This is a genomic window from Sporobacter termitidis DSM 10068 (genome assembly GCF_900130065.1).
Classification (GTDB): domain Bacteria; phylum Bacillota; class Clostridia; order Oscillospirales; family Oscillospiraceae; genus Sporobacter; species Sporobacter termitidis.
The window spans coordinates 165,010-178,657 of sequence record NZ_FQXV01000009.1 but is presented as its reverse complement, the minus strand read 5'-3'; the positions used below and the strand labels follow the sequence as shown (position 1 = coordinate 178,657).

General features: G+C 60.4%; 8 protein-coding genes. All 8 read left to right on the top strand.

Translation table 11 applies throughout. The features are described 5' to 3' along the window. Positions 1 to 20: 20 nt before the first annotated feature. Positions 21 to 1,931 (top strand): 1,4-alpha-glucan branching protein GlgB, encoded by a 1,911-nt coding sequence (gene glgB, locus BUB60_RS13350; protein WP_200796633.1) that lies wholly within the window; start codon positions 21 to 23, stop codon positions 1,929 to 1,931. A 32-nt stretch (positions 1,932 to 1,963) separates the two neighbouring features. Beyond that, positions 1,964 to 4,390, top strand: coding sequence for a glycogen/starch/alpha-glucan phosphorylase (locus BUB60_RS13345; RefSeq protein ID WP_073079901.1), 2,427 nt, complete (start codon positions 1,964 to 1,966; stop codon positions 4,388 to 4,390). 27 nt (positions 4,391 to 4,417) lie between these two features. Further along, positions 4,418 to 5,554, top strand: a complete 1,137-nt coding sequence (locus tag BUB60_RS13340) for a glucose-1-phosphate adenylyltransferase (RefSeq protein ID WP_073079899.1) — start codon at positions 4,418 to 4,420, stop codon at positions 5,552 to 5,554. An 11-nt stretch (positions 5,555 to 5,565) separates the two neighbouring features. Continuing rightward, positions 5,566 to 6,669, top strand: coding sequence for a glucose-1-phosphate adenylyltransferase subunit GlgD (glgD, locus tag BUB60_RS13335; RefSeq protein WP_073079896.1), 1,104 nt, complete (start codon positions 5,566 to 5,568; stop codon positions 6,667 to 6,669). A 118-nt stretch (positions 6,670 to 6,787) separates the two neighbouring features. Beyond that, complete coding sequence (glgA, locus tag BUB60_RS13330) at positions 6,788 to 8,239, top strand: glycogen synthase GlgA (protein WP_073079894.1); 1,452 nt, start codon at positions 6,788 to 6,790, stop codon at positions 8,237 to 8,239. Between the two features lie 317 nt (positions 8,240 to 8,556). Next, positions 8,557 to 11,772 (top strand): 4-alpha-glucanotransferase, encoded by a 3,216-nt coding sequence (locus BUB60_RS13325; RefSeq protein ID WP_073079892.1) that lies wholly within the window; start codon positions 8,557 to 8,559, stop codon positions 11,770 to 11,772. 129 nt (positions 11,773 to 11,901) lie between these two features. Beyond that, a complete protein-coding gene (locus BUB60_RS13320; RefSeq protein WP_159435423.1) occupies positions 11,902 to 13,287 on the top strand; it encodes an oligosaccharide flippase family protein in 1,386 nt (461 codons plus the stop codon). Between the two features lie 72 nt (positions 13,288 to 13,359). After that, positions 13,360 to 13,533 (top strand): hypothetical protein, encoded by a 174-nt coding sequence (locus BUB60_RS20195; protein ID WP_159435422.1) that lies wholly within the window; start codon positions 13,360 to 13,362, stop codon positions 13,531 to 13,533. Positions 13,534 to 13,648 lie beyond the last annotated feature (115 nt).

Here is a 13,648-nt window from a genome sequence, read left to right as displayed (position 1 = left end):
ATATCCCCGGAGGTGATCGCATGAGAGAAATGCCGGAACTGACAAGCGCGGAACTGTATCTGTGGGGCCAGGGGACGTTTGTCCGCAGCTATCTCCGGCTGGGCGCGCAGCTCTGCCGGCAGTGCGGCGCCGAAGGCGTCCGCTTCTCCGTTTGGGCGCCGGGGGTGGCCGCCGTTTCCGTCGTCGGGGATTTCAACGGCTGGCGCGGCGGCGAAAATCCCATGGCGCCGGTGGAGAGCTCGGGAATATGGACGGCTTTTGTCAGCGGCGTCAAAGAGGGCGGCCTGTATAAATATCTGATCGAAACGGCGGACGGCGGCCAGCTTTTCAAGGCCGACCCATACGCGTTTTCCGCCGAGCTCCGGCCCGGCACGGCCTCGCGCGTGGCCGACCTGAACGCCCACGCCTGGCGCGACGAGAGCTGGCTGGCGCGCCGGGAGGAAACGTCTTTTTTCGACAGGCCGATGAACATCTACGAGGTGCATCTCGGCTCGTGGAAAACCCGGGGCGGCGCGGCCGTGAGCGCCGAGGAGGTTCCGGCGGCCGAGTTTTATTCCTACCGGGAGCTGGCCGGGACGCTTGTCCCCTATGCCAGGGAAATGGGCTACACGCACCTGGAGCTGATGCCGGTGATGGAGCACCCCTACGACGGCTCCTGGGGCTATCAGGTGACGGGGTATTTCGCCCCCACCAGCCGTTACGGCACGCCCGGGGACTTTATGGCGTTTGTGGACGCCTGCCATCACGCCGGCCTCGGCGTGATCCTGGACTGGGTGCCCGGCCATTTCTGCCGCGACGCCCACGGCCTGGGGCGCTTTACGGGCGAAAAGCTCTACGAGCGCGACGAGCACGCCCAGTGGGGCACGTATAAATTCGATCTCGGCAGGCCGGAAGTCCGCAGCTTTCTTTTAAGCAACGCGCTGTTTTGGCTCGATATATATCATATAGACGGACTTCGGGTGGACGGCGTGTCCAGCATGCTCTACCTCAATTTCGGCGTGGAGGACGTCTCAAAGCACCGCAAAAACAGTCAGGGCGGCGACAGCGATCCGGAGGCCGTCTCCTTCCTGAAGGAATTCAACGCCCTTGTGGGCACAAATTACCCCGGTGTCTTCACCGCCGCCGAGGAGAGTACGGCCTGGCCGCTCGTCACGTATCCGCCGGACAGGGGCGGCCTGGGGTTCCATTACAAATGGAACATGGGCTGGATGAACGATACATTAAAATACATGTCGCTGGATTTTCCCTCAAGGCCGTCAAACCATCGGCTTTTGACGTTTTCGATGATGTACGCCTTCTCGGAGAACTTTATCCTGCCGCTGTCCCACGACGAGGTCGTCCACGGCAAGCGCTCCCTCATAGGGCGCATGCCGGGCGACTACTGGCGGCAGTTCGCGGGGCTGCGCCTCCTGGCGCTCTGGCAGATGTGCCATCCCGGCGCGAAGCTGAGCTTCATGGGCGGCGAATTCGGTCAGTTTATCGAGTGGCGGTACTATGAAGGCCTGGAATGGTTCCTGCTGGACTATGACGCCCACAGGCAGCACCGGCACTTTATCAAAACGCTCAACCACGTTTTCCTCCGGGAAAAAGCCCTGTGGGAAGCCGGCCGCTCATGGCGCGGCTTTCAATGGCTCGACGCCGACAACGCCGGGCAGAGCGTTTTGCTGTTCCTGCGCCGGGGCGCCGATGACGGCGATATCGTCATCACAGCGCTCAATTTCACACCGGCGACGCTGACGCGCTATAAAATCGGCGTGCCGCTGCCGGGGCAGTACAAAGAAATTCTGAGCTCGGACGACCCGGCGTTCGGCGGCAGCGGGAAGACGAATCCCGGCGTGCTGACGGCGGGGGCTGTCCCGATGCACGGGCTCGAATACTCGCTGGAGATCACCGTCCCGCCCCTGGGCGGAACGATGCTCAAACCGCAGTAGATATATATCATCACATATTTCGGGAGGCGTCTATGTTTGTCGGAAAAGAGGATTTTCTTCTGGAGTTCTACGCCGAGGTTGCCGAGCTCTTCGGCAAGCCGCTGAAATTCTGCAGCACGTATGAAATTTATGAGGCCCTCGTCCGGCTGATCAGCGGCAAGGCGGCGATCATCAGCACGGAGACGCGGCAGCGCAATGTCAAAAACAACGAAAAGGAAGTCTTCTATTTCTCGATGGAATTCCTCATCGGCAGGCTATTGAAGAATTACCTGCTGAACCTGGATATCGAGGATATCGTCCGGGACGCCATGACGGAGCTGGGCCACAACATGGAGGCGCTGTATCAGTGCGAGCGCGACCCGGGGCTCGGCAACGGCGGCCTCGGCCGGCTCGCGGCGTGCTTTCTCGATTCGATGACGTTTTTGAGCGTGCCCGGCATGGGCATGGGCATCCGGTACCGCTTCGGCCTGTTCAAGCAGCGCCTGGTGGACGGCTGGCAGACCGAGGAGCCGGACGCCTGGCTGGACAACGGCTATCCCTGGGAAACGCCGAAGTCCGACGCCGCCGTCACCGTCAAATTCGGCGGCGTCGTCGACAAAAATTATACCGACGGCAAAATGTCGTTTGTCTACAGGGACTACGACGTGGTCAACGCCCTGCCCTACGACGTGCCGGTCGTGGGCTACGGCGGAAGGACCGTCAACACCCTCCGGCTGTGGCGGGCGCTGCCGCTGCACGAGGTTTTTGACCTGAACGCCTTCAACCGCGGGGAATACTCCGCGGCGGTCAAGCACAGGAACGATATCGAGGCGATATCCACCGTCCTGTATCCCGACGACAGCACGCCGGCGGGCAAGGAGCTCCGGCTGAAGCAGGAATATTTCTTTGTCGCCGCCGGCGTCGGCTCGATACTCAAAAGCTTCAAAGCCCGGTACGGGGCGGATAAGCTCGGCGCGCTGCCGGACCGCGTCTGCATCCACATCAACGACACCCACCCCGCCCTCTGCGCCCCCGAGCTCATGCGGCTTCTCTTGGACGAGGAGCACCTGGAATGGGACGAGGCCTGGTCCATCACCACCAGGACGATTGCCTACACCAACCACACGGTGATGCCGGAGGCCCTCGAGCGCTGGCCCATCGACCTGTTCCGACAGCTCCTCCCCAGAATCTATATGATCGTGGAGGAGATCGACAGGCGGTTCAGGGAATCGGCCGACCGGTCGAAGCCCAACTGGCACGACGCCATGAAGGCCACGGCCATCCTTTGGGACGGGCAGGTCCACATGGCCAACCTCTCCGTCATCAGCTGCTTTTCCGTCAACGGCGTTTCGGATATCCACACCGAGATTCTGAAAAACGAGACGCTTCGGGATTTTTACGCGCTGATGCCTCAAAAGTTCAGCAACAAGACAAACGGCGTGAGCCACCGGCGCTTCCTGCACGAGTCGAATCCCGGCCTCTCTGCGCTGATTTCCGAGTCCATCGGGCGGCGGTGGCTGGAAAACGCCGCGGAGCTGTCAAAGCTGGCGGCGTTTAAAGACGACGCGGCGTTTCTTAGCCGCCTCGGACAGGTCAAGCGGGAGAACAAGGCGCGCCTGTCCGATTTTATCCGCCGGAATACCGCCATCGCCGTGGACCCGGATTCCGTGTTCGATATCCAGGTCAAGCGCATCCACGCGTATAAACGGCAGCTGCTGTTCGCCTTCAAAATCATGAATACGTATAACGCCCTCAAGGAAAATCCAAAGCTGGACGTTAAGCCCCACACCTTCATCGCCGCCGGCAAGGCCGCACAGAGCTACGTCTTCGCCAAGGAGACGATCAAATTCATCTGCGCCATCGCCGACGTGGTGAACAGCGACCCCGACGTCTGCGATAAAATGAAGGTCGTCTTTATCGAAAACTTCAACGTGTCCACGGCACAGCTCATCTATCCCGCCGCCGACATCAGCGAGCAGATTTCCACAGCCGGCAAGGAGGCCAGCGGCACCGGCAACATGAAATTCATGATGAACGGCGCCGTCACCCTGGGGACGGCCGACGGGGCCAACATCGAGCTCCGGGACAGCGTCGGGGACGACAACATCTTCATCTTCGGCCTGAAGGCCGACGAGGTTTTGAGTTACTATAAAAACGGCGGCTACCTGTCCTATGATCTCGTCCAGGAGGACAGCCGCTTAAAGCTTCTCACCAGTCAGCTGAGGAACGGGTTTTACAACGGCTATGAGTTTAACCATATCTCCGACGCGCTCCTGCGGAACAACGACGAGTATTTTGTCTTCAAGGACTTTGACCCGTACGTGAAGGCGTGGGAAGAGCTTGTTAAAGCTTGCGGCGACGCGCCGCGCTGGGCCGGGATATCGCTCATGAATATCGCCGGCGCCGGCCGGTTCTCCAGCGACAGGGCCATTACGGAGTACGCGAACGGCATCTGGCACACCAGATGCGATATCTGCTGATATATATAAACGGGAGATGCTGCGCAAATGAGGAAAAAAGAGTGCCTCGCGATGCTGCTGGCGGGAGGCCAGGGCAGCAGGCTCGGCGTGCTGACAAAGAAAAAAGCCAAACCCGCCGTCGTGTTCGGCGGCAAGTACAGGATCATCGATTTCTCCCTGAGCAACTGCGTCAATTCCGGCATCGACACGGTGGGCGTGCTGACGCAGTACAAGCCGCTTATTTTAAACGCCTATATCGGCACGGGAGAGGCCTGGGACCTGGACGTTGCCAGCGGCGGCGTCCACCTGCTGGCGCCGGCGTATACGGAAACGGGCGGCTCCTGGTACAAGGGCACGGCCGACGCCATCTATCAGAACATCGATTTTATCGATAGCTACGACCCGGAACACGTTTTGATTTTATCCGGCGACCATCTGTACAAAATGGATTACAGCGCCATGCTGGCGTTTCATAAGAAAAACGGCGCCGACCTGACCATCTCCGTGATCGAGGTGCCCTGGGAGGAGGCCGGCCGGTTCGGGGTGATGAGCGCCGACGAAAACATGCGCATCACGGAGTTTGCGGAGAAGCCGTCAAAGCCGAAGAGCAATCTCGCCTCCATGGGCATTTATATTTTTAAGTGGGACATGCTCCGGCGCGTCCTGACCTCGGACCACAACGACGACGCGTCGGAAAAAGACTTCGGCAAGGACGTCATTCCCGCCATGCTGCGCCGGAAAAGACAGGTGTTCGCCTACCGGTTTTCCGGCTACTGGAAGGATGTCGGCACCATCGACAGCTACTATGAGGCACAGATGGGGCTCCTGGTCGAGGAGCCGGACTTCAACATCTTCGAGCGGGACATGCGCGTTTTTTCAAACTCCAACATATATCCACCCCATTACATCGGACTGACCGGCGTCGTCAAGGGGAGTCTCATCTGCAACGGCTGCACGATTTTGGGCGAGGTGCGCCGCTCGATCCTCAGCTCCGACGTGTACGTCGGCGCGGGGGCCCTTGTCGACGCGTCCATCCTGCTGCCGGGAGCCAGGGTGGAGGAGGGCGCCCAGGTGGTCCGGGCCATCGTGGGCGAGGGCGCCGTCATCGGAAAAGGCGCCTGCTTCTGCGGCGGGACCGCCAAAATCGCCGTCCTGGGTGACGGTGAGCGCTGCCAGGCCGGCTGAGGGGGATCGATATGAAAAGAATGATGGGCATCATTGCCGCCAATTATCAGAGCGACTCCTTCGCCCAGCTGACGAAGGACCGTCCCGTGGCCTCGCTGCCCTTCGGCGGGCGCTACCGGCTGGTGGACTTCCCGCTGTCCAATATGGTCAATTCCGGCATCTTCACCGTCGGGCTGATCACGCCCTATATGTACCGCTCCATCATGGACCACGTGGGGGTCGGCAAGGAGTGGGCGCTGAGCCGGAAGGTGGGGGGCATGTTCATCCTGCCCGGCTCGATCTACGGCCTGAAAAACGTGCAGGGCAAGTTCCTGCTCCGGGATATCCTCCGCAACAGGCCGTATCTGGACCGCAGCAACTTCGACCTCGTTGTAATATCGGGCTGCAGCAAGGTTTTCAATATCGATTTTCAGGATGTGGCGGAGCAGCACACCGCCAGCGGCGCCGATATCACCCTGATCTATAAAAAGACCGACGCCGCCTGCGGGACGAAGGAGCTTTACCTGGACGTGGCGGAGAACGGGGAGGTCACCGCCGCCCACGACGCGCCCATAGGCGCCGACAACTGCTTTATGGACGCCTTTATCATGAGCCGGGACCTGCTTTTAAAGTTCATCAGCTGGTACGAGGAGACGAGCTATCTGGACCTGACGGATATCATCGTCGAAAATCTCAGCCATCTGTACGTGAGCGGCTATGAGTTTACCGGCTATATGGGCAACGCCGACAGCGTGGCGTGCTATATGCGCTGCAGCCAGGAGCTTTTAAACCCCGAGGTGAACCGGGAGCTTTTCCGGCCGGACCGGCCGATCATCACAAAGATTCAGGACAGCCCCCCGGCGAAATACTGGCCGGCCGCCAGCGTCAGAAACGCCCTTGTCTCCTCCGGCTGCATCATCAAGGGCACGGTGGAAAACAGCATCATCTTCCGCGGCGTTACCATCGAAGAGCACGCCGTTGTGCGTAACGCCGTCGTCATGCAGAATACGGTGATCCACCGGGAGTCCATCCTGGAAAACGTCATCTGCGATAAATACGCCGTCATCCGCCCGGGCGTCAAGCTCTTCGGGAATCCCGACGCGCCGATCCTTGTCGGCAAGGGACAGGACGTCTGAGACTTGTTGCGCAACGGGCGATCACAGATCGCCCCTACGGGCATGGCGAACCGTGTTCGCCGGACGTACAATGCCGTAGGGCCGAACTGTGTTCGCCTCATCAAACTGGGAGATTTATATGGCCGATCAGCTGAAAGTTCTCTTTGCCGCCTTTGAGGCGGAGCCCTTCGCGAAAACGGGCGGCCTCGGCGACGTCTGCGGCAGTCTGCCCGGCGCACTGCAAAAAGCCGGCGTGGACGCCCGTGTCATTTTGCCCAAATTCGGGACGATCCCGCAGGAGTACAGGGCCGCGATGACCCCTGTGGCCGACTTCAGGGTGCGCCTGGCCTGGCGGGACCAGTACTGCGGCCTGGAGACGCTTACGCACCGCGGCGTCGTTTTTTACTTTGTGGACAACGAGTATTACTTCAAGCGCGACAGGCTCTACGGGTACGATGACGACGGCGAGCGCGTCGCGTTTTTCTCAAAGGCCGTGCTGGAGTGCCTTGCGCATATGCCCGGCTTCTTCCCGCGGGTGCTTCACTGCCATGACTGGCACGCCGCTCTCGTCCCCGTCTACCTGCGGGAGCTGTATGGCGGCGCGGACAAGTACCGGGATATAAAAACAGTCTTCACCATCCACAACCTCAAATTCCAGGGCGTTTTCTCCAGGTTTTACCTTGGCGACGTGCTGGGCCTCGACGGGTACCCCGCCGCCGCCGACCAGCTGGCGCAGTTCGACGCGATCAATTATATGCGCGGCGGGCTCAATTACGCCGACGCCATCACCACCGTCAGCCCCGCCTATGCCGAGGAAATCCGCACGGATTTTTACGGGGAACGGGCCCAGGATATCCTGAACAGGCGGCGGAACGTCCTCACGGGCATATTGAACGGCATCGACAGCTCGGCCTATGACCCGGCAGCGGACACGGCGCTTTACGCGTTATATACCGCCGATGATCTCAGCGGGAAGGCAGAAAATAAAAAACGCCTCCAGGCCGAGCTGGGGCTGGAGGTCAGGGACGATACCCCGCTGGCGATCCTCGTCAGCCGCCTGACGGAGCAAAAGGGGCTGGACCTCGTCGTCCGGATACTGGACGAGCTGCCGGGGGAAAACATGCAGCTGGCCGTCCTCGGCGTCGGCGATAAAAAATATGAGGACGCGTTTTCGCACTTTGCCGGGAAATATCCGGGAAAAGTGGCCGCGCGCCTGGCCTTTGACGAGCGCCTGTCCCGGAAGTTCTATGCCGGCGGGGACATGATCCTCATCCCGTCGCTGTTCGAGCCCTGCGGCCTGACGCAGATGATCGCCATGCGCTACGGCACACTCCCCATCGTCCGGGAGACCGGCGGGCTGAAGGACAGCGTGACGCCGTACAATCAGTTTACCGGCGCGGGCACCGGCTTCAGCTTCAAAAACTTCAACGCCCACGAGCTGCTGGACACCGTCCGCCGCGCCATCCAGGTGTATTCCGGCGACAGGCCCGCCTGGGAGCGCCTGATGAAAAACGCCATGGCCGCGGACTTCTCCTGGAACGCCTCGGCGGAAAAGTATACGGCGCTGTACCGGGGGCTGCTGAAAGCATGATGTCGGCATAGCTTAATAAACAGAGATTACTGTTGCGCATGTCTGGGCATACGGAATGTCTTTCTACGTAACATCATTTTTCTCGATGGAAGATGAGAAAATTATGGCTCTGGATGAATACTGGGGCGATGATGGGCCGGCTCCCCAATGGAGGCTCGATAAGCGTATAGGACAGCCTATACGCTAAATTCCTTTTAACGGGAAGTGTCGGGCGGCGATTTGACGAATGCAATGGCCAAGCACCCGCAGGGCGGGCTTGCTCCCGCCGTGCGCATACACTATAAGCAAATGTCCGCACGGCCGACTGAGGATTTTATATGGAAGCTTATCACAATTCACACGATTTGAATTACAGAAACCCCTTCGGCGCCGTCCGGGCCGGTGAGGCGGTGCGCCTGTCTCTGGATGTGGCGGCGGTTTCATGCTCTCTCGTTCTCTGGAGGGACGGCCGGGAAGTGGAGAACGTCCCGATGGCGCGGGAGGAATCCGGGCAAAGCCGGTTCTCCGTGACGATACAAACGCCCCCGGAGGGGGCGCTCCTGTGGTATTACTTTGCCGTCCGGGGCGACGATGGAGGCATCCGGTATTACGGCAACAACGACGCGCGCCTCGGCGGGCCGGGGCGGCTGTCGGAGACGGCACCGGCGCCGTACCAGATCACGGTGTATGAGGAGAGCGGCGCGCCCGCGTGGTTTGAGGACGCCGTCGTCTATCAGCTTTTTCCCGACAGGTTCCGCCGGGGCGGCGACTGGGAGGAGCGGCGGAAAAACGCCCGCCGCCCGGAGGGCTGGCGCGGCCCGGCCCGCGTCTTTCAGGAGGACTGGCACGACACGCCCTTTTACACGAAGAATGCGGGCGGCGCGGTGACCCGCTGGCCGTTCTTCGGCGGCACGCTTACCGGCATCCGGGAAAAGCTTTTATACTTAAAGAGCCTCGGCGTCGGCGCCATATACTTGAACCCGATCTTTGAGGCCGCCAGCAATCACCGGTACGATACCGCCGATTATATGAAGCTCGACCCCGCCCTCGGCGACGGGGAGAGCTTTAAAAGCCTTGCCAAGGCCGCCGGGGCGCTTGGCATCCGCCTTATATTGGACGGGGTTTTCAGCCACACGGGGGCGGACAGCGTCTATTTTGACAAATACGGCAATTACGGGGGCGCCGGCGCGTACAGGGGCCCCTCGTCGCCCTATTACGACTGGTATCGATTTGACAGCTTCCCGGACAAATACGACAGCTGGTGGGGCGTCGATGACCTGCCAAAGGTGGACAAAAACCAAAAATCCTACAGGGATTTTATCTACGGCGGACCGGACAGCGTCGTCCGGCACTGGCTGGAGCAGGGCGCCGCCGGCTGGCGGCTGGACGTGGCGGACGAGCTGCCGGACGATTTTATCCGGGGCATCCGCCGCGCCATGGAGGAGACGACTCCGGGCACGCTCCTGCTGGGAGAGGTCTGGGAGGACGCCAGCAATAAGGTCAGCTACGGCGTCCGCCGGACGTATCTCTTGGGCGGGGCGCTGCAGTCCGTGATGAATTACCCCTTCCGGCTGTCGGCGCTGGACTATATGCTCGGTAAAAGCAGCGCCTTTGACCTGGCCGCCGCGCTCATGAGCCTCAAGGAAAATTACCCGCCCGAGCAGCTCCGGTCGGCGCTCAATCTGGTCGGCAGCCACGACAGGGTCCGGGCGCTGACCGCCCTTGGCGACGCGCCGGAAAACCTGCCGGACGGGGAAAAGGAATATTATACGCTTCCTCCCGACAAATACGCGCTGGCCAAGGCGCGGCTGAAGCTTTTGTCGCTCATCCAGTTCACGGCCGAGGGCGTGCCCTGTGTCTACTACGGCGACGAAGCGGGCGCCCAGGGCTTTGAGGACCCGTTAAACCGCGCGCCGTTCCCCTGGGGGCGCGAGGACCCGGAGCTTCTGGACCATTACCGCCTGCTCGGGCTGCTCCGGCGCCAGTACCGGCCCCTGCGCCGGGGCGAATTTGTCCCCGAGGGGCTGACGGCGCATGTTTTCTCCATCAGCCGCCGGGCCGGGGATGAAGAAGTCCGCCTGATTGTCAACAGGGGCATCTTCGAGCGCGAGACGGTGACGGTCCAAACCGGGGCCGGATATATCCTCGACCTTTTGACTTCGGAGGAGCTCCCCGGGGAAAACGGCACCCTGACGGTGACGCTGGAACCCCTGACGGCCAGGCTGCTGTATCTCAAAAGCGCCCCGCCGGCGCGGACCGGGCTCCCCAGAGCCGCCGGCATCCTCTGCGCCCTGGGCTCCGTGCCGTCGGAACGCGCGGAGGGCGGCGTGACGCTCGGCGATATCCGCCGGTTTATCGATTTTCTCGCCGATAGCGGGCAAAGGCTGTGGCAGCTTTTGCCCCTGAATCCGGCGGGGAAGGGCGGCTCCCCCTTTTACAGCCCCTCGCTCTTCGCCCTGGGCGGCGCGCTGCCGGACGGCGATGCTTCGTCCGATGCCGGCGCGTTTGAGGAGTTCTGCCGGGAGAACGCGTACTGGCTGGACGACGACGCGCTGTACTGGACACTGAAGGAGAAAAACGGCGGCCTGCCCTGGCAGGACTGGCCGGAGGACGAGCGGACGCGGGAAAATCTCGAAGCGCTCTTTGAAGAGCACCGGGACGGTATAACCCGGCATAAAAAAACGCAGTTCCGGCGCCAGCGCTGCTGGCTGGCCGCGAAACAATATGCAAACAGCCGGGGCGTCTCGATTATCGGCGACCTCCCCGTTTACGCCGCGCCCGACGGCGCCGACGTCTGGACACACCAAAGCCTGTTCCGCCTCGACGAAAAAGGCAATGCGGCGCTGCACGGCGGCGTGCCGCCCGACTATTTCAGCCCCGAGGGGCAGGACTGGGGCAACCCGCTGTACGACTGGGAGAGCGACAAAGACGGCGTCTATCTGTTCTGGGAGCTGCGGCTCCGGCGCGCCCTCGAGCTGTACGATACCGTCCGCCTCGACCACTTCCGGTCGTTTTCCGCCTATTTTGCCATTCCCGACGGCGCGCGCCCCTCGGAAGGGCAATGGCTTATTGGCGCCGGGATAGAATTCTTCGACGAGATGCGCCGCCGGCTCGGGCGCCTCCCGGCCATCGCGGAGGACCTGGGCGCCCTGGACATGGCGGTGAATGACCTTTTAAAGCTTTCCGGCCTTCCCGGCATGCTCGTCTGGCAGTTTTCCGCCGACGAGATGGAGGCCATGACGGCGGCGGAGGCCGCCCGGCGCGTCTTTTACAGCGGCACGCACGACAACCAGACGTCCGTGGGCTGGTGCGAAGAATGCTACCCCGGGGACGACCCCGTCAAAAAGGCCAATGAGCTCGTGGAGAAGCTTTACGCCGCGCACGCCCCCTGGGTCATTACGCCTTTGCAGGACGTTATTGGCCTCGGCGACGAGGCCCGGATGAATACGCCCGGCACCACGGCCGGCAACTGGACCTGGCGGGCCGACCGGGCCCGGCTGACGCCGGCGCTGTCGGCGAAGCTGCGCGGCTGGGCGGAAAAGTACGGCAGATAAAAGCCATCCGCCCGCCCCAACGCCTGCCGGTGGACGGGCGGCGCGTCCTGTGCTATACTCGGCTGTGGCAATTAAAACCAAACGCCCCTGCGTCTGATGGCCGCTCCCGGCGGCCAGGGAAGGAATACCGTGGATCAATACAGGAAACTTGCGAAAAACACCGTCATCGTCGGCATCGGCAGCTTCAGCTCAAAGCTCCTCGTCTTCTTTTTGATGCCGATCACCACGCGGATATTGACGAAGGCCGAAATGGGCTCGTACGATCTGGCCTTCCAGACGGCCAGCCTCCTCTATCCCGTCGTCAGCCTCGGCGTCGCCAACGCCATCCTCCGGTTCGGGCTTGATAAAAACGAGGACAAGACGGACGTGTTTTCGACGGGCCTTTTTACCAGCCTGATCGGGTTGCTGGTGCTGCTTGCCTTTGTTCCGCTGGGCGGCCGCGTCGATGCGATTTCACAAAATACCCTCGGCATTTACCTGTACGTCTTCTTTGCCACCCTCCACGCCGTCTGCTCCTGTTTCATCCGGGCCTGCGAGCAGGTCAAGCTGTACGCGGCCGACGGCATCCTGTGTACCGTGCTGATGGTTTTGTTCACGGTGCTTTTCCTCGTCGTCTTCAAAATGGGGGTGACGGGATATCTGCTGGCCACCTCGGCGTCCAACGCCGTGTCGATTATATTCCTGTTCATCCGGGCAAAGCTGTACCGGTATATCCGGCTCCGGGGCCTGAACAGGAAAACGGCCCTCGCAATGCTCAAATACTCGGTGCCGCTCATGCCGTCGATGATCTTCTGGTGGATCACGAACGTCTCCGACCGGTTCCTGGTGACGCATTTTATGGGGAGCGCCGCCAACGGCCTTTACGCCGTATCCAACAAGGCCCCCCAGATCATCGTGATCGTCAGCAACATTTTCTCCGACGCGTGGCTCATTTCCGCCGTGACGGAGGGCGACAGGGGGAGAGACAACTTTTTTACAAAGGTCTTCAAATCCTATCAGGCCGTCGTTTTTATCGGGGCCTCCGGGCTCATCATGTGCGCCCAGCTTGTAACGCGGATTCTGGTGGACGCCTCGTTTTTTGAATCCTGGCGGTTCATGCCCATTCTGGTCATCGCCACCGTTTTCTCCTGCTTCGTCACATTCCTGCAGAGCATCTATTTCGTCGAAAAAAAGAGCGTTATATCTCTCGTCACCATGTTTGCCGGCGCGCTGGTCAACGTAATCCTCAACCTCTTCCTCATTCCCGCGTACGGGATCAATGGCGCCGCCCTGTCCACGCTTATCTGCTATATCTTCGTCTTCGTCCTCCGGGCGGTCAACACGGGCAATTACATCAAAATCCGGTTCAATATCCTGACGCTGGGCGCGAATTTTCTCATCCTCATGGCGCAGACCTATATCTTACTCAAAGAGCTCAGCTATTGGCCCATATATGAGGCGGCACTGTTCGCGATTGTCTTGCTGCTCAATTTCAAGCCGCTTTTGCAGAGCGTGCAAAAAATCATCAAACGCTGATTTGGTCAACGGCATTAATTTATTAGACCCCCTTTGATCCGGGCATACTGGCATCAAAGGGGGTTTTTGTCCATGGCGTTCAATATCGGCGAAAAACCGGGCAGAGGGCGGTATCAATGCGTTTTCAGCGACGATGTCGTTACGCTGGAAACAGACGACGACGCGCTCCCGGCCTGCCCGAATACCGACTGCCTCATCGCCCACGAGACACGGTGGGAAAAAGCAAAATTTTCAAAAAATTCTTAATTTTTTACTATTTTGTGCTTAAAAATTACACGATAAACTTAAATAGATATCCAGAAAAACACAGGGAATAACTGTGTTTTTCGTTTGGGTTTTTCATAAATAATATAAAGTGGCA